A 21,423-nucleotide genomic window follows, 5' to 3' on the forward strand; every position below is an offset into this window, starting at 1 on the left:
CTCCCTTACACAAATGCTTTGCGTTTGTCGCAGGCAATGACGGGCCAAGAACATGACCCAACAAATACCAAGAGCAGGCCCGATGACCGTACCAAGGAACGTGCTGCGGTTTGAGGTTTTGCTGTATCTGTCGCTGACCCTGGATGCGGTGTCGCTAGCGTTCCAGGACCGTACGCCAACCCCGAAAATGACGGAGCAGATGATCAGCACCGGAACGCTAATGGCGGCCGGCTTGATCCTGCTGTTGGTCTATTTCGTCCGGCTCGCCGCCGAGCACCGCAAGAACTGGCCGCGCTGGGTGCTGGCGGGAGCCCTGGTACTGTCGGTGATTTCGCTGGTGCAGATCATCGGCGAGAAGGGCATTCAGTTCCATAGCGGCATCGAGGTGATCTCCTGCGCCCTGACCGCGGCCGGATTGTATTTTTCGTTCACAGGCGACGCGGTGGGCTGGTTCAACGCGTGATGTTCTCGCGTGTCCTGGACGCGGTGCACCGCGACGCGGTGCGCCGCAGAGCCGGGACGCATGAGGCTGGGAGTGGACCCCGGCTCAGCGAAGCAGCACCATAGCGCGTCGAAGACGCGCGTAAACGCGCTTGCGGTGCTGCATCGCGTCCGGGGAACGCGCGGGCGAAAGCTGCGCTCCCCACCCAAATCCTGTAAACTCCCGCCCATGGAATGGACCGACGAAGGCATTGTGCTGGGCGTACGGCGGCATGGCGAATCCTCCGCCATCGCAGAACTGCTGACGCGCGGCCATGGCCGGCATCTCGGCCTGGTGCGCGGCGGTGCCTCCTCGCGCATGCGGCCGCTGCTGCAGCCCGGTAACAGCGTCACCGCCGTATGGCGGGCGCGGCTCGACGAACATCTCGGCACGTACGCCATCGAGGGCACGCGGTTGCGCGCAGCAACGCTGCTGGCGTCCTCGCATGCGGTCTATGGCGTTACCCATCTGGCCGCGCTGGCGCGGTTGTTGCCGGAGCGCGACCCGCATGAGGACATCTACGAAATGCTCGACCGCACGCTGAACGACTTTGACGAGGCCGGCGGCGCGGCGGCGCACCTGATCCGGTTCGAGCTCGCGATGCTCGCCGAGCTCGGCTTCGGCCTCGATCTGGAAAACTGCGCCGCGACCGGCGCGACCTCCGACCTGATCTACGTCTCGCCGAAATCCGGCGGCGCCGTCTCGCGGGAGGCCGGCGAGCCCTATCGGGATCGCCTGCTGCGGCTGCCGGCCTTCCTGCGCGAAGGCGAGGGCCGGGCGAACGGCTGGTCCGACCAGGACCTGCAGGACGGTTTTCGCCTGACCGGTCTGTTCCTGCTCCGCCACGTGCTGGAGCCGCGCGGGCAGGGCCATTCCGATGCTAGGGACGGGTTTATCAACGCGGTGACGAAGCGGCGCGCCAGAGCGGCGCTTCCGTGACCGCCAGGCGCCCCCAGAGTTGCGAATGGCAGTGGTTGCGACTCGGCCGCACATTTCTCACAGGCGTTGCCTAGAGGCTTCATGACGGATCCGGTCAAGCGGGAGCAGAAGAAGTATCGCATGCAGCAGATCGCGCGTCAGGGGGCGCTGATCCGTCGAATCATGTTCTGGCTGCCGATTGCCTTTTTCGGCGGCATAGGCCTGCTGATGGCCATATTCGGCCGGCACTGAGCAATTGTTGGTGGAACTACCCTGTTCGCGTCTTGCCCGATTCACCGCAAAAGTTTAACGCCTCCACATGGGAAAACGACAGCTACCGCCTGAAGAACCGGCCGAAATCCACGAGGTCATGCTGCGCGATGCGCTGGAAGAGCGCTATCTCGCCTACGCGCTCTCGACCATCATGCACCGCGCCTTGCCGGACGCCCGCGACGGGCTGAAGCCGGTGCACCGGCGCATCCTCTACGGCATGCGCCTGCTCAGGCTCGACCCCGGCACCCCGTTCAAGAAATCGGCAAAAATCGTCGGCGACGTGATGGGCTCGTTCCATCCGCATGGCGACCAGGCGATCTACGACGCCATGGTGCGTCTCGCCCAGGATTTCGCCTCACGCTACCCGCTGGTCGACGGCCAGGGTAATTTCGGCAATATCGACGGCGATAACCCGGCCGCCTACCGCTACACCGAAGCGCGCATGACCGAGGTCGCGCGGCTGCTGCTCGACGGCATCGACGAGGACGGCGTCGAGTTCCGCGCCAATTACGATGGCCAGAGCAAGGAACCGGTGGTACTGCCCGGCGGCTTCCCGAACCTGCTCGCCAACGGCGCGCAGGGCATTGCCGTCGGCATGGCGACCTCGATCCCGCCGCACAACGTCGCCGAGCTCTGCGACGCGGCGCTGCACCTGATCGACAAGCCTGAGGCGAAGTCGAAGTCGCTGATGAAATGGGTCAAGGGCCCGGACTTCCCGACCGGCGGGATCATCGTCGATTCCAAGGAAAGCATTGCCGAAGCCTACGTGACCGGGCGCGGCTCGTTCCGCACCCGCGCCAAATGGATTCAGGAAGAGGGCGCGCGCGGCACCTGGGTCGTGGTGATCACCGAGATCCCGTGGCTGGTGCAGAAATCCCGGCTGGTCGAGAAGATCGCCGAGCTGCTCAACGAGAAGAAGCTGCCGCTGGTCGGCGACGTCAGGGACGAGTCGGCGGAAGACGTTCGTCTTGTGATCGAGCCGAAATCCCGCGCGGTCGATCCGGCGCTAATGATGGAATCGCTGTTCCGGCTCACCGAGCTCGAGAGCAAGATTTCGCTGAACCTCAATGTGCTGATCAAGGGCAAGATCCCCAAGGTGGTGGGGCTCGCCGAGTGCTTGCGCGAATGGCTCGACCATCTGCGCGACGTGCTGGTGCGCCGCTCCAACTACCGTAAGACCCAGATCGAGAACCGTCTCGAAATTCTCGGCGGTTACCTGATCGCCTATCTGAACATCGACAAGGTGATCAAGATCATCCGCACCGAGGATGAGCCGAAGCCGGCGCTGATCAAGGCGTTCAAGCTGACGGAAGTCCAGGCCGACGCTATCCTCAATATGCGGCTGCGCTCCTTGCGCAAGCTCGAGGAATTTGAAATCCGCACCGAGGACAAGAACCTCCGCAACGAATTGAAGGGCATCAAGTCATTGCTCGGCTCCGAAGCCGAGCAATGGTCCAAGGTCGGCGAGCAGGTCCGCAAGGTTCGCGACATCTTCGGGCCGAAGACGCCGCTCGGCAAGCGCCGCACGCAATTCGCCGACGCGCCCGAGCATGATCTCGCCGCGATCGAGGAAGCCTTTGTCGAGCGCGAGCCGGTCACAGTGGTGATCTCTGAGAAGGGCTGGGTGCGCACGCTGAAGGGTCATGTCGAGGATATTTCGGGGCTCGCCTTCAAGACCGACGACAAGCTCGACCACGCCTTCTTTGCGGAAACCACCTCAAAACTGTTGCTGTTCGCCACCAACGGCAAATTCTATTCGCTCGACGTGGCGAAGCTTCCCGGCGGGCGCGGCCATGGCGAGCCCATTCGCATGTTCATCGATCTGGAGCAGGACGCCGCGATCGTCTCGCTGTTCGTCAACAAGGGCGAGCGAAAGTTCCTGATCGCGAGCAGTGAGGGGCAGGGCTTTGTCGTCAAGGAAGAGGATTGCGTCAGCAACACCCGCAAGGGCAAGCAGGTGCTCAACGTCACCATGCCAAACGAGGCCTGCGCGATTGCGACCGTGCAGGGCGACACGGTCGCAGCGATCGGCACCAACCACAAGATGGTGCTGTTCCCGCTGGAACAGGTGCCCGAGATGGCGCGTGGCCGCGGCGTGCGCTTGCAGAAATATTCCAGCGCCAAGCTCTCAGACGTTGCCGTGTTCGAGTTCAAGGCCGGCCTGACCTGGAAGGATTCCGCCGGCCGCGAGCAGAGCATGAGCGCCAAGGAACTGGCCGACTGGCGCGGCAACCGCGCCGACGCTGGCCGCCTCGCACACGGCCTGCCGAAGTCGAACAAGTTTTTGCGCGGAGTGGAGTAGAGAAGGTAAGTGGGCAAAGGCGCACCAGCGCCGTGCCCTCCATCTATCGGCATGTTCATTGAGAATGGTGGGCGCGCTTCCGCCTTCGCTCGTCGAGCTACGGCGGACAAGTCGCTTTGCCCATCCTACGATTCTGCCCGTAATAGTATTCCCAATTCCACGCGCTATATAAGTCGCCGTCGAACCGAACGAGGCGGAATGGCGCACGATCATCATCACCACAATCACTCCCACGCGCATGATCATTCTCATGGTCACGCTGGCCACAGCCATGCGCCGGATAGTTTTGGCTGGGCATTCGCCATCGGCGCCACGCTCAACACCGCCTTCGTCATCGCCGAGCTGATTTTCGGCTACGCCGCCAACTCGCTGGCGCTGATCTCTGACGCCGTCCACAATCTCTCCGACGTCATCGCGCTGCTGCTGGCATGGGGTGCCGCGTGGCTCGCGCAGAAGCAGCCGACGCAGCGGCACACTTACGGATATCGCCGCGCCTCGATTCTGGCGGCGCTGTTCAATGCCGGCCTGCTGCTGGTTGCGGTCGGCGGCATCGTCGTTGAGGCGGTCAACCGGCTTTATGCCCCAGCGCCGGTCGCGGGCATGACCGTCATCCTGGTCGCTGCGCTTGGCGTCGTCATCAACGGCGGCACCGCGCTCTTATTCATGCGCGGCCGCCATGGCGACCTCAACATTCGCGGTGCTTACCTGCATATGGCCGCGGACGCCGGCGTCTCGCTCGGGGTGGTGATTGCGGCGCTCATCATCATGCTGACGGGATGGCTGTGGCTCGATCCCGCGATCAGCCTTGTCATTGCGGCCGTGGTGTTCTGGAGCGGCTGGGGTCTGGCGCGCGACAGCGTCAACCTCGCGCTTGACGGCGTGCCACGCGGCATCGAGCTCTCCGATGTGAAAGATTATCTCGGCGGGCTGGAAGGCGTCGTCGAGGTACACGACCTCCACGTCTGGGCCATGAGCACCAACGAAACCGCGTTGACCGCGCATCTGGTGCGCCCCGGCGGCAGCGACGATGCCTTCCTGCATCAAGTGTGCGAGGAGCTGTCGCACCGTTTCAACATCCATCACAGCACGCTGCAGATCGAGGTCGATGCCGCCGTCTGCAAGCTGGCGCCGGCGGAACGAGTGTAGCGCGTGTAGGATGGGTGGAGCGGAGCGATACCCATCATCAGCTCAACATGCGATTGATGGGTATCGCTTGCGCGCCACCCATCCTACGACGATGGCCGCGCTATGCCACCCCCGCAAACCTTAGCGCCACGCCCGCCACGCACGATCCGGCCAGCACCCAGAGCATGCCGACGTTAAGCCGGAAGATCGCCGTCGCCGCGGCGGCCGCTAGCACGAAAGCCGCGACATCCAGGCTTCCCCACACCGGCATGTCGAACGACAGCCCGAGCGAGCGGACCGGCGTGGTTTGCCGGAACAGCGTGTGCAATCCGAACCAGATCGAGAGGTTCAGAATCACGCCGACCACGGCGGCGGTGATCGCGGAGAGCGCGCCCGCAAGCCCTTTGTTGCCACGCAGCGTCTCGATGTAGGGCGCGCCGAGGAAGATCCAGAGAAAGCAGGGAATGAAGGTCACGCAGGTCGCCAGCAATCCGCCGAGCGTCGCTGCAATCATCGGCGACAGCGTGCCGGGATCGCGGTAGGCCGCCATGAAGCCGACGAACTGCAGCACCATGATGAGCGGGCCCGGCGTGGTCTCGGCCATGCCGAGGCCGTCGAGCATCTCGCGCGGCTGCAGCCAGTGGTAATGCTCGACCGCCTGCTGCGCGACATAGGCCAGCACCGCATAGGCGCCACCGAACGTCACCATCGCCATCTTGGAGAAGAACAGCGCAATCTGGCTGAACACGTTGGCCTGGCCAAGCCCGATCAGCAGCGCTGCGACCGGCGCCGCCCATAGCAACAGCCACACCGAGCTTACGCGCAGCGCGCTTCCCACGCTGGGGCGGACATGGTCGGGCAATTCCTCGCCGAGCAGGCTGTCGACCGCTGCCGCCTTGTTGCCGCCGCCACCGTGTTCGATCGCGGCGAATTCCGGCCGGCCGCTGCGCGCGCCGAAATAGCCGATCACGCCGGCCGCGATAATGATGATCGGGAACGGGACATCGAAAAAGAAAATCGCGACAAACGCGATCGCAGCGAGCGCGATCATCACGCGGTTGCGCAGCGCGCGCTTGCCGACCCGGACGACCGCATGGACCACGATCGCGAGCACCGCAGCCTTCAGCCCGAAGAACACCGCCTCGACGAAGCCGACGTTGCCGTAGGCTGCGTAGATATAGCTCAACCCCATGATGGCGATGATGCCGGGCAGGATGAACAGGCCACCGGCCATGATGCCTCCGGCGGTCCGGTGCAACAGCCAGCCGATGTAGGTTGCGAGCTGCTGCGCCTCTGGTCCCGGCAATAGCATGCAGTAGTTCAGCGCATGCAGAAACCGGCTCTCGGAGATCCAGTTCTTCTCCTCGACCAGGATGCGGTGCATCACCGCGATCTGCCCGGCTGGGCCGCCGAAACTGAGCACGGCGACCCGCAGCCAGACGCGAAAGGCTTCACCGAAGCTGATGCCGTGACCAATTTCCCTGACGGCATCGGCTTCGGCCACTTTGTTCATCGTCGCGCCCATTACGATTTCGCCTTGTTGGTCGGCCAATTGTGGGTCTCGTCAGTCGCGTCCCGGCACCATCGGTAGAACGCGTCGTACAGCGTCATGCCGGCCTCCAATTGCTCGAGATCGTCATCGAACATCCGCGACAGGCCGAGCGAGGCCGCGAGCAGGCCCGGCGCTTCCGGCGACAAATCGAGCCGCCCGGTGTCGGCGCCACGCACCATCGCCGCCAGCCGCAGCAGGGGCGGCATCGCGAGACCGAATTCCTCGATCATGACGTCAAACGTGCAGAGTTCGCCGCGGTGGCTCCAGAACACGTTCTCGACATCGAATGGCGCGGCATTGAAGCGCTCGCTGACCCCTAGCACTTCAGCCGGCGTCACGAACAGAAACACCGCGTTCGGATCGACGAACCGGCGGATCAGCCACGGGCAGGCGATGCGGTCGATCTTCGGCCGCGCGCGGGTGACCCAGACGGTGCGGCCCTGCGCATCGCGCGCGGGGAGCTTTGCCGCCGGCACCAGCGGCAGTTTGGCAGCCTTCCAGCCTTCGAAGCCCCCTTCCAGCGCTTCAGCTTCGACGTGCAGATGCCGCAGCCAGGCAGCGGTGCCCTGCGCCAGCTTCTGGCCGCGCAGGCAGACGACGATGGCCGGGCGGCCGGAAAACTCCTCGCCCCAATCGGCGGCTTCCTCGTGGTTGCGCCTGACGGCGCCGGGAATCAGCCGCTGATCGGCGGCGAAATCCTCGTCGGTACGAACGTCGATCAGGGCAGGCGTGTTCGCCGTGCCGATCAATTTTGAAAGCTTGTCTGATGATATCGTGGTGTAGGATGACATGGCTGCGCCCTCGTCAAAAGAAACGGGACGCGATACTTGGGCATGTCGCCTCGTGGGGAGATCGCAACATCCCCATGTGCGGAATTAAGCGCGCGCCGCTCCGGCTGTCAACGGGGTCTCGCGGCTCGTGCTTGCGCCCGTACGCAATCGGGCCTAATCTACCCTCACCGGGGACAAGCAGGCTCCCCGTCAGACGGTCCCATCGTCCAAGCTCTGCGCAGACCCGAAGTGTCGGGAGAAGCGCACATGGATAGGTCAGGGCCGATAATTTTTTGTCCCATCAGATCAGTACTGCGCGTCGGGCTCTCTGCGGTAGCCTTGGTATGCACTGGACTGCCTGCCTTCACGGCAGGAGACGCCGTCACGATTGCCATCGACCGCATGACTATAGGTTCCCCTCCGGCTGGATTCTCGTTTGCGCGAACCGGCCAGGGGGCCGAGGGTAAATGGAATGTCGTTGCCGATCCGACCGCCAAAACAGGCCGCGCTATCGAGCAGCAGAGCGCCGACCGCACTGACTACCGCTTTCCGCTCGCTATACATGAGAGCTTCTCGGCTAAGAATCTCATCATGCAGATCCGCTTTAAAGCCGTTGCGGGCAGGATCGACCAGGCCGGCGGCATTGTCGTGCGGCTTACTGACCCCGAGAATTACTACGTCGCCCGCGCCAACGCGCTCGAGCACAATGTCCGCTTCTACCGGGTCGTGGCCGGCCGTCGGCAGCAGCTAGGCACCTCAAACATTCGCGTGACATCGAATGAATGGCACACCCTCACGCTGCGGGCCGAAGGCGAGCGGTTCATCGTGAGCTATGACGGAGCGACGCTGTTCGAGGCGAAGGACGATACGTTTAGAGATCCCGGTGGTGTTGCACTGTGGACCAAAGCCGACAGTGTGACGCGCTTCGATCAGGTGACGATCACCGCTTTGCCGTGAGGACGCCGGAATGACGAGCATTGCGACCGAGCCGAAGGCTTCGATCGGAAACGCGCTGATCCGGCTACTCTATGTCGCGCGTGGCCTGCGCGGCTTCGGCGACGGTTTTGCCGTCATCATCCTGCCAGCCTATATGACCGCGCTGGGATACGATGCTATTGCCGTCGGCATCGTCGCGACGGCGTCGCTGTTGGGAACGGCGCTGCTGACGCTGATCACCGGCTGGATCGCGCCGCGCCATGACCTGCGGCCGTTGCTGATATCGGGCGCCTGCCTGATGGCGGCGACCGGCATCGCCTTTCCCGCGGTCGAGCATTTTGTTCTGATCGCGCTCGTCGCGTTCATCGGCACCATCAATGCCTCCGGCGGCGATCTCGGCGTGCTGGTGCCGCTCGAGCACGCGGTGCTGGCCCATAGCGCAACCGATGAGCGCCGCACCCAGGTGTTCGCGCGCTACAGCCTGATCGGCGCGCTCTGTACCGCGGCGGGGTCGCTTGCGGCATCGCTGCCGGATTTGCTCGTGGCGGGCGGCAGCACGCAACTCGCCGCATTCCGCCTGATGTTCTATGCCTATGCCGCACTCGGCATCGTCTGCGCGGTGCTCTATCGCCACGTGCCGCATCAGCGCGGCGAGGAGAGAGCGCCGCAGACGCCGCTCGGGCCGTCGAGAGGCACCGTCTACAAGCTCGCGGCGCTGTTCAGCATCGATTCCTTTGCCGGCGGCTTCGTCGCGCAATCCTTGCTGGTGCTGTGGCTGTTCGAGCGTTTCGATCTGTCATTGTCTGCGGCCGGATTGTTTTTCTTCTGGTCGAGCACGCTCAGCGCCTTTTCCTATCCGGTCGCCGCCTGGATCGCCAAGCGCATCGGCCTTGTCAACACCATGGTGTTCACCCACATTCCCTCCAGCATCTTCCTGATCCTGGCGGCGTTTTCGCCGAATCTTTATGTGGCGCTCGGCTTCCTGCTGTTGCGCTCGGCGCTGTCGCAAATGGACGTGCCGACCCGCACCTCCTATGTCATGGCCGTGGTGACGCCGGCCGAGCGGCCGGCCGCTGCAAGCGTCACCGCCGTGCCGCGCAGCCTCGCATCTGCCGTCAGCCCGGCGATCGCGGGCGCGCTCTTGATGACGTCGTTTACGGGGCTGCCGCTGGTGGTTTGCGGCACGCTCAAGATCGCCTACGACCTCGCCTTGCTGTTCTCGTTCCGCCATATCAAGCCGCCGGAGGAGCAGGGGCGGTAGCGCGTTCTCGCACCCTGCGGAGACCGGCTCGTCACGCGGTTCGCGGGACTACCAGAGCGATCGCCGTCCGTCGGGGAGGGGGTCCATCACGCGCCGCTCGTCGCGCACATGCGACCATTGCGCCAGCTTGATCTCCGGCGTGTCGGGCGTGTTGCCCCCTTCCGAGTTAAACGCGAGTTGCTGGCTTGCCTGCACCTGGTATTTGGCGGCTTGGGCCAGCCAATACCATTTCTTGTCGGGTTCGCTCAGCGCGCGTTGACGGCACTCGGCTTCCAGTTCGCGTAAGCGGTTCGCTTCCTTCATAGCCAATCTCAGAGCTTGGAGGCTCCAACCTGCCGGAGCCTCGAAACCACCGGAAACCGGGGCTCCGGTCAGCTTCTCATGACAAAAACTTCTTGACGGGAGGCTATGCCAGTTCGACGCAATTGATTGAAATTTAGGGATGGATTGAACCGATAGTTAGCGGATCAAGTCATCAGCACCGCTCCCGAGACCAGCAACAGCACGAGCACAACCTTCCTGAACGAAGCCTCATCCAGCCAGCCGTACAGCGTGAGCCCGACCCAGGTGCCGGCAAACAACGCCGGCAATCCGATCAGGAACAACTTGATAGTGTCCTGCGTGATCGCGCCTTTGGCGCCGATCCACACCGCGCTCATGGCGAAGATCGCAACGGCTACCGGCTGAAACACCGTGCGTTGCACGTCCTTGGGCCAGCCGCGCAGGCCGCACCAGATCGTCACCAAAATTCCGGCAAGCCCGGTGATGCCGCCGAGTACGCCGTTGAGGAAACCGACGGCGGCGTCGGCCACAGCGCCGCCTGCTTCCACCGCAGGGACAGCCGGTCGCAGCAGCGCGTAGAGGCTGTAGAGGACCAGGAAGGCGCCAACGCCCGCGCGCACATGGGCAGGGTTCGCCCAGGTCAGGACGCCGACGCCGACGGGAACGCCGAGTGCAGCACCCGCCACGAACGGCCAGAGCCTTCGCCAGTCGAGCGCGCCGCGCAGCTTCCACACCGAATAGCCCTGCACGAGCAGCCCGAAAGCGATGATCAGCGTCGCCGTTTGCAGCGGAGTGAGGATGTAGAGCCAGATCGCGGAGACGACGAGACCGAAGGCGAAGCCGGAGAGACCTGCGACCAGCGCGCCGACGAAGGTCGCGAGAAAAAACAGCGGCAGTTCGAGCGTCGTTCCATCCATGTGCCCGCTCCATACAAAAGCGAGCAGCGCTTGAATGGGATCGCCATTTAACGGGGAGGCTGCGACTTCCCCGGTTGCAGGCTAGGCCCGTCATGGTATCGCGCGCAAGACTAGAGATCGACATAGGCTGCTGACAGTTGCTGCCATTTGCGTTGTATCGCGCAGCACAAAACAGAAAGATCATCCGAGCGCCGTCGAGACTCGCGTGCGCGATTTCCCGCACCATATGATCCGCGCGATAGAGGCGGCCATAGGGGGCGGCGTTGGGTGAATGGATCGGGGTAGCAATCGCGCTGGTCTCGAGCAGCCTCGGCGGCAGCGCCGCGGCGATCACGCGCTATCTCGCCGGTAATACCGATCCGATCACGCTCGCGATTCTGCGATGGGGGATCGGCTTCTGCTGCGTGCTGCCGGCGGCGCTGCTAATGAAGGCGCGGTGGCCGAAGCGTGCGGACTGGCCCGCCGTCGCGGCACTCGGCTTTTGCTTCTTCGGCGTGTTTTTCGTTCTCTACAATATTGCCATGACGTTCACGACGGCGGCGCGGGCCTCGCTCGCGCTGGCGACGCTGCCGCTGCACACCATGGTGGTCGGCGCGTTGCTCGGCATCGAGCCGCTGACGAAACGAAAGTCGATCGGGGTCTGCATCGCAGTCTTGGGTGTCGCTGCCGCGCTCGCAACGGGATTGTCGGCCGCGCCGGCGGGCGCGTGGCGCGGTGAACTGATCATGACCGGCGCCGTTCTGTGCATGGCATTCTACAATGTCTGGTCCCGGCCGTTCATCCAGCGATCCAGCGCGCTCGGTTTCCTGACCGTGGGCATGGGCACCGGCGCGGCGGCCCTGATCCTGGTCGGATCGTTGACCGGCAGTGTCGCATCGCTCGGCCAGTTCGGAACACCGCAATGGATCGCCGGGCTCTATCTCGGCGTCGCGGGCGGGGCGCTCGCGTTCATCCTGTGGGTGCTGGCGCTAGAGCGGGCGTCGCCGACGCGCGTGGCCAACACCATGACCATCAATCCGGTTGCTGCCGGCCTGCTCGCCACTCAGCTCGTCGGTGAGCCGATCACGCTCAACCTCGTGGTCGGGCTGATCGCCGTGTTTGCGGGCATATGGATCGCGACATCGGAGACCGCGAAGCCATAGGCTCACGTATCAACTAGCGGCTTCGGCGGTCCCTTGCGCAGCAGGAACAGCGCCAGCAGCGCGGAGATGCTGAGCGCCGACGACACGATCAGAACCCGCGCGCCCATGGCCTCGATCAGCAGCCCGAACAGCAGTGGGGCTGCGGCCTGCGCCATCCGTGCCGGGGCGCCGATGATGCCGAGGCGATAGCCGTAATTCTCCGGGCCGAAAATCGCGAGCGGCAGCGTGCCGCGCGCAATCGTCAGGATGCCATTACCGGAGCCGTGGAACAGCGCGAACACGCTGGCCGTGCCGCCGCCGGCCAAGCCGAGGATGGCCGCGCCGATCGGATGCGTGATGCAGGCAAGTCTGGTCGAGACCAGCGGATGATAGCGGCTGAGAAAGCCCGCCTCGAAGATCCGCCCGGCCACCTGCGCCGGGCCGATCAGCGCGCCGGCAAACACGGCCTGCGCGGTGGTCGCGCCCGCTTCTTCCATGATGCGCGGCAGATGCGCCGCCATCGCGCCGGTGACAGTCCAGGCCGCGGCGAACGCGAAGGCGAGCACGATCATCGTGCGGTCGATCGGAATATGCGGCTTGACGGCCGAAGCCACGACTGCCTTCGCCCCTTTCACGGCCGGCAGCATCAAGAGATTGAGCGGCAGGCCGATCAAGATATGTGCCGCTGCCCAGGCAAAGCAGGTGTTGCGCCATCCGATGGTTTCCAGCCCCCACGCGGACAGCGGCCATCCCACGGTCGAAGCAAATCCGGCGAGCAGCGTGATGCCGGTGATCGAGCGTCGCGCCGCGTCGCCATAGATGCGGCCGAGCGCGGCGAAGGCGGCATCGTAAAGGCCCGCGCCCATGCCGACGCCGAGCAGCAGCCAGGCGATGACGAGCATGGAGATGGATGACGTGAAGCCGAGCAGCGCCAGCCCGGCAGCCAGCACCAGATTGGATAGCGACAGCACGGACCGGCCACCGACCAGGTCAATCTGCCGTCCGACACGCGGGCCTATCAGGGCCGAAATCACCAGCGAGGCGGAAAACGCGGCAAATATCCAGGTCGAGGATATTCCGAGATCGCGCGCGATTGGGTCAGCGAGAATCGCCGGCAGATAGTAGCTCGAAGCCCAGGCCAGGGTCTGTGTCGTGCCGAGAGCGAGGATGATCGGAAGCTGACTCACTGGACCGTTTCTCTTCTTGACCACAGCAGCGCAAACGGCCCGAGCAGGCTGCCGAGCTGCCCCACGCACATCGCAACGATGACGGATCGGCCTTGCGAGATTCCGCTCACTCCCTGTTGATCAGGACGCGCAACCGCATCCCGTCTTGCCTTGCTGCTTTGCTTTTTCGTCCGCGACGCAACATGCGTCAACATCCGATAATGCAGGGCCGCCACAGCAATTGCCGGCATCTGGCGCGAGCGAGCGGCTGCAGACGCCGGTCTCGGGCAGCACCAGTTCGACCCGCTCTGCGGCAGCTCGGTCGCCGGCGATGTCGGCCGCTATCGAGCGCACCTGTTCATACCCGGTGAGCATCAGGAAGGTCGGCGCGCGGCCGTAAGCTTTCATGCCGGCGAAATAGAAGCCTGGCTCGTCCTGCGCCAATTCGCGAGCGCCGTGCGGCCGCACCGTGCCGCAGCTATGCTCGTTCGGATCGATCAGCGGCGCCAGCGCGACCGGACATTCGATCGCAGGATCGAGCCGGATGCGTAACTCGCGCACGAAATCGAGGTCGGGGCGGAAACCCGTCGCGACGATCAGTTCATCGACCACGGCCTGCCGGGCGCCGCAGCCGGACAGGGCGCCGACGACGAGGTCTGGACCGTCGGCGATCAGATGCGAAACACGAAATTCGCTTTCGACTTTGATACGGCCTGCCGTCACCAACCCGGCAAATGCCGCGCCCAATTCACCGCGAGCTACCAGCTTGTCGTTCGCACCGCCGCCGAAAGCCTTGGCCGGATCGCTGCCGCGCAGCAGCCAGATCGGCCGGGTGCCCGGCGCCTGTTCGGCAAGTTTTGCCAGATCGATCAGCGTGCCGATCGCCGAATGTCCCGCGCCCAGCACCGCGACGGTCTTGCCGGCATAGCGCGCGCGTTCCTTACCCAAGACATCCGGCATCCCGTAGGCGATGCGGTCGGAGATATCAGACTCGCCGATAGCGGAAAGGCCATTGGCGCCTGCCGGGTTCGGCGAATGCCAGGTTCCGGAGGCGTCGATGATCGCATCGGCCTTGACGACTTTCGGACCTTGTCCGTTCTGATAGCGAATTTCGAACGGCGCCTTTTCGCGGCCCTTGGTCTTCATCTTGTCGAAGCCGGCCCGGCTGATCGCGGTGACGCGGCTCGACGTCTGGATATGAGGCTTGAGCGCCGTGTTGGCTGCAAGCGGCTCGAGATAGTGCTCCACCATCTCCATGCCGGTCGGATACTGATCCGGTTCGGGAGAATTCCAGCCCGCCTGCGCCAGCAGCCGCGCCGCCGCCTTGTCGACATTGTATTCCCAGGGCGAGAACAGTTGGACGTGGCCCCATTGCTGCATGGCGTGGCCGACCTTGTCGCCGGCTTCCAGCACGATCGGCTGCAGCCCGCGCTCCAGCATATGGGCGGCAGCGGCAAGGCCGACCGGCCCGGCTCCGATGATGGCTACCTTCTTGGCTTCGCTCATGGCGTTCTCCCATAAAACTAGAAATACCGAAATAGCGCTCAAAAGAGCGGCAGCTAAGCCGCGGTCTTGGCATCCTTGGTTTCGGCGCTTTCTGTGCAGCATTCGGCAACCAGAAAACCTACCAGCTCCCGCATCACTTCATAGTTGGCGTGGCAGATCAGCGTGGTGGCATCGCGCACCTGCGTCACCAGACCGACCACCACCAGGGCCTTGATATGGTGGGAGAGGGTCGAGGGCGCGATTTTCAATTTCTCCTGCAGGCGACCGACGGCAAGCCCAGCGCCGCCGGCGCGGATCAGGGCACGATAGATCTTGAGCCGGGTCGGATTACCCAGCGCTTCGAGATGGGCGGCGGCGTCATCGAGTTTCATGCGGGCATCATGGCATGCAGATCGCCAACCCGTCAACGGTATTTCCAGAATTATCGAAATACCAAGATGCAGTTCGTTGAGAGTTCAGATTGACATACTGAAATGTATCGATAAATCTGGATATATGGAATCTGAACAGGCCATTCTGGCGCTGGCGGCGCTCGCCCAATCGACCCGACTCGACGTGTTTCGGCTGTTGGCGAAGCACGAACCGGAGGGGTTGGCCGCCGGTGACATCGCCAATGCGCTGACGGTACCGCAGAACACGATGTCCTCGCATCTGGCGATCCTGTCGCGTGCGGGGCTTGTCAAGGCGCGGCGGTCCGGCCGCTCGATCGTCTATCGCGCCGATCTCCAGTCCTTTCAGTCCGTGGTGCTGTTCATGCTCAGGGATTGTTGCGACGGCCGGCCTGAAATCTGCGTACCGGTGGTTGAGAGCCTGAAGCCGTGCTGTCCGCCCAAGCAAAGGAGGAAAGCCAATGTCTGAGCGCATCTACAACGTTCTTTTCCTGTGCACCGGGAACACGGCCCGTTCGATCCTGGCGGAATCGATCCTGCGCAGGGACGGCCGCCGCAATTTTCGCGCCTTCTCCGCCGGCAGCCAGCCGAAGGGGACGGTCAATCCGTTTGCGATCAAGGTTCTCAACCGTCTCGAATACCCCACCGACGAATTGCGTTCGAAGAGTTGGGAAGAGTTCGCGCGTGCCGACGCCCCCGTCATGGATTTCGTCTTCACGGTCTGCGACAACGCCGCCGGCGAATCCTGCCCGATCTGGCCTGGGCAACCGATGACGGCACATTGGGGCATCGAGGACCCCGCGGCTGTTGAAGGCACCGATATCGAGAAGGAAGCGGCATTCGTCGCCGCATTTCGTTATCTGAAAAACAGAATTGCCGCCTTTACGAGCCTGCCGCTGGAAAGTATCGACCGCCTGTCGCTCGGGACTAAATTGCGCGACATCGGCCGCAGCGATGGCGCCACGTCCGGCCAGGAGAAAGCCAGCTAATGTCCGAATTCGATCTGCCGCGCCGGCTCGCTGCCGAAGCGCTCGGGACCGCATTGCTGGTCGCCACCGTGGTCGGTTCCGGGATCATGGCCGAGACCTTGACCAAGGACGTCGCACTCGCGTTGCTCGGCAATACGTTGCCAACCGGTGCCATCCTGGTCGTCCTCATCACCATTCTCGGTCCCATTTCCGGGGCCCATTTCAATCCGGCGGTATCGCTGATTTTTGCCCTCAGGCGCGAGCTGACGCCGCGCGAGGCGCTGCTCTACATCGCTACGCAAATCGCCGGCGGGATTGCCGGAACCATGCTGGCGCATGCGATGTTCGCGCTGCCGCTGCTCGATGCATCGCTGAAAATGCGAACCGGCGGCGCGCAATGGCTCGCCGAAGCCGTCGCCGCGTTCGGCCTGGTTGCCACCATTCTGGCCGGTATCCGGTTTAATCGCGCCGCGGTGCCGTGGCTGGTCGGCCTCTACATCACCGCAGCCTACTGGTTCACCGCATCGACGTCGTTTGCCAATCCCGCCGTTGCCATTGCACGCTCGCTGACCAATACGTTTTCGGGCATTCGCCCCGCAGATCTTCCGGGCTTCATCGCGGCGGAAACCTGCGGCGCCATCATCGCGTTGATCTTCATGGGCTGGCTGCTTCGTGAAAGCGACAAGGCGCACGCAGTGTTGAAGGAGGCTCAGCCATGAGCGTCACGATCTATCACAATCCCGCCTGCGGCACCTCGCGCAACACGCTGGCGATGATCCGGCAGAGCGGCGAAGAGCCCGAGGTGATCGAGTACCTGAAGACGCCGCCGAGCCGCGTGCGGCTGGTCGAACTAATCAAGGCGCTGGGCATCTCGCCGCGCGAGTTGTTGCGCGAAAAGGGCACGCCCTATGCCGAGCTTGGCTTGGCCGATCCGAAATGGAGCGACGACGAGCTGATCGACTTCATGTTGGCGCATCCGATCCTGATCAATCGGCCGATCGTGGTGACGCCAAAGGGCGTGCGCTTATGCCGGCCCTCGGAGCTGGTGCTCGATTTGCTCGACAAGCCGGTCCAATCCTTCGTGAAGGAAGACGGCGAAGCGGTGACGCGCGCGAAACAGTAAGGCACGCGTGTCCCGGACGCGGCGCAGCCTAGGCGATGCGAAGCATCGTCCGGTAACGCTGCTCCGCAGAGCCGGGACCCAAGCCGCAGAGCGTGGACCCCGGATCAGCAGCGCACCACGCCGCATGCGCAGCGCGCTGCTCAGCATTCGGGGAACGCAGGAGGCACGCACCTTCCGTCTGTCACCATTGCACGCCATAATAGCATGCATGGAACTCACACCCCGTCTGCGCCTGATGAACTGGCTGGTCGGCCAAGGCCTCACCGGCTTGCCTCAAAACGACCTGATCCGCGGTTTCTGCGAACGCTGCTGTGCCGAGGGACTTGGCTTGTCGCGTGGCATGGTTTTCATCGATACGCTGCACCCGATTTTCGAGGGCCGCGGCTTTCGCTGGAACGACGCCGAGACCAACGAAAGCGACGTGTTCGAATACGGATCGACCAACGAGGGCGAAGCCGCGGAGGCGTGGCGGAGTTCGATCTTCTACTACATGCTCCAAAACGGCCATGAAGAGCTGCCGCTCGACCTTGCCAATCGCACCTCCCACAACTTCAAATTCATGGGCGAGCTCGCCGAGAAAGGTCACAAGCATCTGGTCGCCTATGTGCACCAGTTCGGCGAGGCCGGCACCATGGGGCAGATGGACTGCGTCTATTCCTATTGGGTGACACGGCGCGACGAGGGATTTGGCGCGCAGGGGCTCGCGGCGCTCCGCGAGCTCGTGCCGACGCTGGGATTAGCGATCAAATCTGCGGCGCAGGCTGACATCACGAAGACGCTGGGCCGGGTCTATCTCGGTCGCGACACCGCCGAGCAGGTGCTGCGCGGCCGCATCACGCGCGGCGTCACCGAGCGCATCAATACGGTGCTGTGGTTCTCCGACCTGCGCGGCTCGACCGCGATCAGCGAAAACATCGATCCCGGCGAGATCATCCCGTTCCTCAACGATTATGCGCAGGCCTCGATCGACGCCATCCATGATGCCGGCGGCGAGGTGCTGAAGCTGATCGGCGACGGTGTGCTGGCGATGTTCACCCACGAGAACATGGCGAAAGCAAATCGCGCGGCGCTGCGCGCCGAACATCGCTTCCGCCGCAACATGAGGACGCTCAACGCCCGCCGCACAGCCGAGAACCGCCCGGTCACATCAGCCCATGTCGGCCTGCATGTCGGCGAGGTGTTTTACGGCAATATCGGCAGCGATGACCGGCTCGACTTCACGGTGGTGGGACCTGCCGTCAACGAGGTCAGCCGCATCGCCTCAATGTGCCGCTCGGTCGACCGCGAACTGCTGATGTCCTCGGCGTTCCGGGGCGGTCTCGATGCCGCGGGGCGAAACTATCTGGTTTCCACCGGCCGCTACGCGCTGCGCGGCATCGGCCGCGCGCAGGATCTTTATACGCTCGATCCGGATATTGCCGCGGACGAGGTGGTCGCGGGGAAGTACGAGCGATATCTGGCGGGTTAGCTCGCAAACGAAACGGGGCGCTGATGCAAAATCAAAGGTTTGCCGTCTCCGGGATTTTTCTCGGTGCGATCATGCTGGTTTCGATCTGCAGCGCTGCCGGATACGCCCAAGGCGCAGCGGAGTCTGTCTGGCCGACCAGGCAATGGCCAACATCCACGCCGGAAGAGCAGGGCATGGACCCGGCGGCGCTTGCCAAACTGGTCGAGTTCGGAACAAGCCGCAGCTTCGACAGTTTGCTGATCGTCCGGCATGGCAAAATTGTTCTCGATGCCTATTACGCGCCGTATACGGCGGATATTCCCCACATCACCAACTCTGCCACCAAAGCTGTCATCGGCAGTTTGATGGGGATCGCTTCCAAAGACGGGCTGCTGGATAGCGCGGACCATCGGCTGCTGGACTTTTTTGCAGACCGAAGCGTTGCGAATGTGGATGAAAGAAAAAAGCAATAACGGTTCAGAGCCTGCTGGACATGACGTCCGGAATAGACTGGGAAGAGCCGTTGAGCGGGCGGCCGGTTTCGATGATCGCGATGGAGCGTAGCCCGGACTGGATCAAGTTCATTCTCGATCGTCAGATGTCGAGCGCACCTGGAGACATCTTCAACTACAATAGCGGCAATTCGCATTTGCTTTCCGCTATCATTACCAAGCTGACAGGGTTGAGTGCGTCGGATTACGCCAAGGCCAGGCTTTTCGGTCCGCTTGGAATCAGCACGTGGAATTGGCGGCGCGACCCGCAGGGTATCTCAACCGGAGGATACGGTCTGGCCTTGCTGCCTCGCGACATGGCGAAGATTGGCTATCTATATCTGCGGCATGGCGAATGGGAAGGTAAACTGCTTATTCCACAAGGCTGGGTCGAAAGGACAGGCGACGCCACGGTAAACATGAATTCGAAGCGGGAGCCGGAGCTAAGATATTCCAACTTCTTCTGGGCGCTACCCAAGAAGCAGGTTTACATGGCGGTCGGATACCATTGCCAGGTCATCATGGTGTTTCCCAAGCTGGATATCGTTGCGGTGACGACGGCCAGAGACTTTTGTCCGTTCAGCAAAATGGCTGATGATATTTCCGGCGCCGTGAAATCCGAGACGGCGCTGCCGCCGGACCCGGCCGGCACAAATCTGCTTGCCGGCGTGATCCACGAGATATCAACCGAGAAACCGACCGAGGTCGGCGCAACGCCGGAGATCGCGTCTTTCATCTCCGGAAAGACATACAAGTTCCTTGGCAACGCTCTGAATGTGCGGTCGCTTTCGTTGACCCTTACCGGTCCGAATCCGCACTATGAACTGGAGCTAAATAACCGGGATCCAGCAAGGCCATCACTCAAGTTTACTGGCCCGATCGGGTTAGACGGGCTGTTTCGTAAAAGCGACCCGACGGCCTTCGGAGTCGCTGCGACCAAGGGAAGGTGGCTGGATGGCCAAACATTCGTGATCGAACGCCGGATGTTGGGTGCGGACGCCCCGTTACAAAAATGGACCCTGAGGTTCGACGGCGAGACGGTCAATCTTCGTGGCAATGACAGGGGCGGCCTTGAAGTTTCGATCGTCGGAGAGTCGGGCGATTAGGCGCGCAAGATGTCCTGGCCGGCCTTCGCTCGCATCGTGTAGAGCCCAACGGCCAGCAGTGAAAACACCGTCAGTACCGCGCCGAGCGCGAACAGCGCGTCATGGGAGATCGTCGCCGCGAGCCAGACGCCGATTGCGGCCGTCATCATCTGCGAGAAGCCGATGAGCGCCGATGCCGCGCCCGCTTTGTCGCCGAACGGGGACAGCGCCTGCGCCGTGCCTAACGGGCTGACGATGCCCATGCCGAGCAGGAATACGCTCATGGCCGCAAGAAAGGGCAGGAAGGAGGGGTTGTATAGCGAGACCAGCAGCATCGCGAGGCTGCCGGCGGCGGCGGTGAACAGTCCGCCCCGGATCGAACGATCGAGCCCATAGCGTGGCGCCAACCGGGTCGCGAGCATACCGGCGGCGAACACGATCAGCACCGTGCCCGCAAAGAACAGGCCGAGTTGAATCGGCGTAAAATGCATCGCTTCGATCAGTACGCGGGGCGCGGCCGAGAAAATCGAGAACAGCGCGCCCAGGATCAGGCTGACGGTTGCTGCCGGCACCACGAAGCGGCGGTCGCGGAGCAGGGCGAGGTACGTCTTTGCGATGGCCCACGGATCGAGCGGGGTGCGTGTCGCGAGGTGGGTCTCGCCGAACACCACGGCGTAGGCGAGGGCGCCGAGCCCGGCGAAAGCTGCGAGGAATGCGAATTCGGAGCGCCAGCCGAAAATGTGATCGAGCCCACCGCCGAGCAGCGGCGAAAAGCCCGGCGCTGCCGCCATCGCGATCATGATCAGCGCCATCGCCCGGGCGAGGGCCGCGCCAGAGAACAGGTCGCGGGCAATGGCGCGGGACAGCACCGAGGTGGCGCAGGCGCCGGCCGCCTGGATGACACGGCCAATCAGCAGGCTCGGCAAATCACTGGCGAGGCCGCACCAGATGCTGCCGGCGAAGAAGATTGCAAATCCGGTCAAAACCGGCCAACGACGGCCATAGCGGTCCGAGATCGGGCCGACCACGAGCTGCCCGACTGCGAACACCGCGAGGAAGACCGTGATCGCTGCGGTGACCGCCGCGCTCGAAACCTTCAGCGAAATAGCCATCTGCGGCAGCGACGGCAGCAGGATGTTGGTGGCGAGCGTGCCTGTGGCTGCAAGGCCCGCGAGCACCGCGATCTGCAGGACGGTGGATGAGGCTTTGGGGCGGGAGCTGGCGTCGACTATGACGGTTTGATCGGCCATGAGGGTTCCCGCTTTGATATGAAATTATGTATATCATATAAAGAAAAATTGGGAAGCGGC

23 protein-coding genes are annotated in these 21,423 nt (G+C 63.4%); 15 read left to right on the forward strand and 8 right to left on the reverse strand.

All coding sequences use genetic code 11. The annotated features are described in order from the left end of the window. The first annotated feature begins 82 nt into the window (after positions 1 to 82). The 5 genes from RX328_RS23225 to RX328_RS23245 all read left to right on the forward strand — a co-directional run bounded on the left by RX328_RS23225 (position 83) and on the right by RX328_RS23245 (position 5,120). Positions 83 to 463, forward strand: coding sequence for a hypothetical protein (locus RX328_RS23225; protein ID WP_213251994.1), 381 nt, complete (start codon positions 83 to 85; stop codon positions 461 to 463). A 207-nt stretch (positions 464 to 670) separates the two neighbouring features. Further along, positions 671 to 1,420: a DNA repair protein RecO gene (recO, locus tag RX328_RS23230; RefSeq protein ID WP_213251993.1), complete on the forward strand. Its 750-nt coding sequence runs from the start codon at positions 671 to 673 to the stop codon at positions 1,418 to 1,420. 81 nt (positions 1,421 to 1,501) lie between these two features. Then, complete coding sequence (locus RX328_RS23235) at positions 1,502 to 1,651, forward strand: hypothetical protein (protein WP_213251992.1); 150 nt, start codon at positions 1,502 to 1,504, stop codon at positions 1,649 to 1,651. Between the two features lie 67 nt (positions 1,652 to 1,718). Next, positions 1,719 to 3,974, forward strand: a complete 2,256-nt coding sequence (gene parC, locus RX328_RS23240) for a DNA topoisomerase IV subunit A (protein WP_213251991.1) — start codon at positions 1,719 to 1,721, stop codon at positions 3,972 to 3,974. Positions 3,975 to 4,172: 198 nt separating this feature from the next. Then, positions 4,173 to 5,120, forward strand: coding sequence for a cation diffusion facilitator family transporter (locus tag RX328_RS23245; RefSeq protein WP_213251990.1), 948 nt, complete (start codon positions 4,173 to 4,175; stop codon positions 5,118 to 5,120). A 100-nt stretch (positions 5,121 to 5,220) separates the two neighbouring features. On the opposite strand, the gene chrA is transcribed toward RX328_RS23245, so the two are convergent. Together chrA and RX328_RS23255 are read right to left on the reverse strand one after the other, a co-directional pair. Further along, on the reverse strand, positions 5,221 to 6,624 hold the full coding sequence (gene chrA / locus RX328_RS23250) for a chromate efflux transporter (protein WP_409410807.1): 1,404 nt from the start codon (positions 6,622 to 6,624) through the stop codon (positions 5,221 to 5,223). After that, positions 6,624 to 7,442, reverse strand: a complete 819-nt coding sequence (locus tag RX328_RS23255; RefSeq protein ID WP_213251989.1) for a chromate resistance protein ChrB domain-containing protein — start codon at positions 7,440 to 7,442, stop codon at positions 6,624 to 6,626. Before RX328_RS23255 ends, chrA begins: the two co-directional genes overlap by 1 nt. A gap of 381 nt (positions 7,443 to 7,823) precedes the next feature. Between RX328_RS23255 and RX328_RS23260 the strand changes: the two genes are divergently transcribed. Together RX328_RS23260 and RX328_RS23265 are read left to right on the forward strand one after the other, a co-directional pair. Further along, a complete protein-coding gene (locus tag RX328_RS23260) occupies positions 7,824 to 8,378 on the forward strand; it encodes a hypothetical protein (RefSeq protein ID WP_213251988.1) in 555 nt (184 codons plus the stop codon). A gap of 10 nt (positions 8,379 to 8,388) precedes the next feature. Beyond that, positions 8,389 to 9,618, forward strand: a complete 1,230-nt coding sequence (locus RX328_RS23265) for an MFS transporter (protein ID WP_213251987.1) — start codon at positions 8,389 to 8,391, stop codon at positions 9,616 to 9,618. A gap of 48 nt (positions 9,619 to 9,666) precedes the next feature. On the opposite strand, the gene RX328_RS23270 is transcribed toward RX328_RS23265, so the two are convergent. Then, complete coding sequence (locus RX328_RS23270; RefSeq protein WP_213251986.1) at positions 9,667 to 9,921, reverse strand: hypothetical protein; 255 nt, start codon at positions 9,919 to 9,921, stop codon at positions 9,667 to 9,669. A 164-nt stretch (positions 9,922 to 10,085) separates the two neighbouring features. Continuing rightward, entirely contained in the window at positions 10,086 to 10,817 is a 732-nt protein-coding gene (locus RX328_RS23275) for a sulfite exporter TauE/SafE family protein (RefSeq protein ID WP_213251985.1), read from the reverse strand. Between the two features lie 263 nt (positions 10,818 to 11,080). Here RX328_RS23275 and RX328_RS23280 point away from each other — a divergent pair, with 263 nt between their 5' ends. Then, the gene (locus RX328_RS23280) at positions 11,081 to 11,959 is read left to right on the forward strand and encodes a DMT family transporter (protein WP_213251984.1); all 879 of its coding nucleotides are present in this window, start codon (positions 11,081 to 11,083) and stop codon (positions 11,957 to 11,959) included. Positions 11,960 to 11,961: 2 nt separating this feature from the next. Here the strand turns inward: RX328_RS23280 and RX328_RS23285 are convergent, their stop codons facing one another. From RX328_RS23285 to RX328_RS23295, 3 genes are all read right to left on the reverse strand, one after another. Beyond that, on the reverse strand, positions 11,962 to 13,125 hold the full coding sequence (locus tag RX328_RS23285) for an MFS transporter (protein WP_213251983.1): 1,164 nt from the start codon (positions 13,123 to 13,125) through the stop codon (positions 11,962 to 11,964). A 120-nt stretch (positions 13,126 to 13,245) separates the two neighbouring features. Beyond that, the gene (locus RX328_RS23290) at positions 13,246 to 14,610 is read right to left on the reverse strand and encodes an FAD-dependent oxidoreductase (protein ID WP_213251982.1); all 1,365 of its coding nucleotides are present in this window, start codon (positions 14,608 to 14,610) and stop codon (positions 13,246 to 13,248) included. A gap of 53 nt (positions 14,611 to 14,663) precedes the next feature. Then, a complete protein-coding gene (locus tag RX328_RS23295) occupies positions 14,664 to 14,981 on the reverse strand; it encodes an ArsR/SmtB family transcription factor (protein ID WP_065754777.1) in 318 nt (105 codons plus the stop codon). Between the two features lie 124 nt (positions 14,982 to 15,105). On the opposite strand from RX328_RS23295, the gene RX328_RS23300 reads away from it, so the two are divergent. The 7 genes from RX328_RS23300 (at position 15,106) to RX328_RS23330 (ending at position 20,134) form a co-directional block, all read left to right on the forward strand. Next, positions 15,106 to 15,468: an ArsR/SmtB family transcription factor gene (locus RX328_RS23300; protein WP_213251981.1), complete on the forward strand. Its 363-nt coding sequence runs from the start codon at positions 15,106 to 15,108 to the stop codon at positions 15,466 to 15,468. Further along, the gene (locus tag RX328_RS23305; RefSeq protein ID WP_213251980.1) at positions 15,461 to 15,988 is read left to right on the forward strand and encodes an arsenate reductase ArsC; all 528 of its coding nucleotides are present in this window, start codon (positions 15,461 to 15,463) and stop codon (positions 15,986 to 15,988) included. The genes RX328_RS23300 and RX328_RS23305 overlap by 8 nt, the downstream gene beginning before the upstream one ends. Beyond that, positions 15,988 to 16,686, forward strand: coding sequence for an aquaporin (locus RX328_RS23310; protein WP_213251979.1), 699 nt, complete (start codon positions 15,988 to 15,990; stop codon positions 16,684 to 16,686). Before RX328_RS23305 ends, RX328_RS23310 begins: the two co-directional genes overlap by 1 nt. Then, positions 16,683 to 17,090 (forward strand): arsenate reductase (glutaredoxin), encoded by a 408-nt coding sequence (gene arsC / locus RX328_RS23315; RefSeq protein WP_213251978.1) that lies wholly within the window; start codon positions 16,683 to 16,685, stop codon positions 17,088 to 17,090. The genes RX328_RS23310 and arsC overlap by 4 nt, the downstream gene beginning before the upstream one ends. A 208-nt stretch (positions 17,091 to 17,298) precedes the next feature. Then, on the forward strand, positions 17,299 to 18,558 hold the full coding sequence (locus RX328_RS23320) for an adenylate/guanylate cyclase domain-containing protein (protein ID WP_213251977.1): 1,260 nt from the start codon (positions 17,299 to 17,301) through the stop codon (positions 18,556 to 18,558). A gap of 23 nt (positions 18,559 to 18,581) precedes the next feature. Beyond that, positions 18,582 to 19,010 (forward strand): beta-lactamase family protein, encoded by a 429-nt coding sequence (locus RX328_RS23325; RefSeq protein WP_249726446.1) that lies wholly within the window; start codon positions 18,582 to 18,584, stop codon positions 19,008 to 19,010. 20 nt (positions 19,011 to 19,030) lie between these two features. Continuing rightward, positions 19,031 to 20,134, forward strand: coding sequence for a serine hydrolase domain-containing protein (locus RX328_RS23330; protein WP_249726445.1), 1,104 nt, complete (start codon positions 19,031 to 19,033; stop codon positions 20,132 to 20,134). On the opposite strand, the gene RX328_RS23335 is transcribed toward RX328_RS23330, so the two are convergent. Beyond that, complete coding sequence (locus RX328_RS23335) at positions 20,131 to 21,363, reverse strand: multidrug effflux MFS transporter (RefSeq protein WP_213251976.1); 1,233 nt, start codon at positions 21,361 to 21,363, stop codon at positions 20,131 to 20,133. The two genes, RX328_RS23330 and RX328_RS23335, sit on opposite strands and share 4 nt — an antisense overlap. Positions 21,364 to 21,423: the final 60 nt, after the last annotated feature.

It is taken from the genome of Bradyrhizobium sp. sBnM-33 (assembly GCF_032917945.1).
Lineage (GTDB): Bacteria > Pseudomonadota > Alphaproteobacteria > Rhizobiales > Xanthobacteraceae > Bradyrhizobium.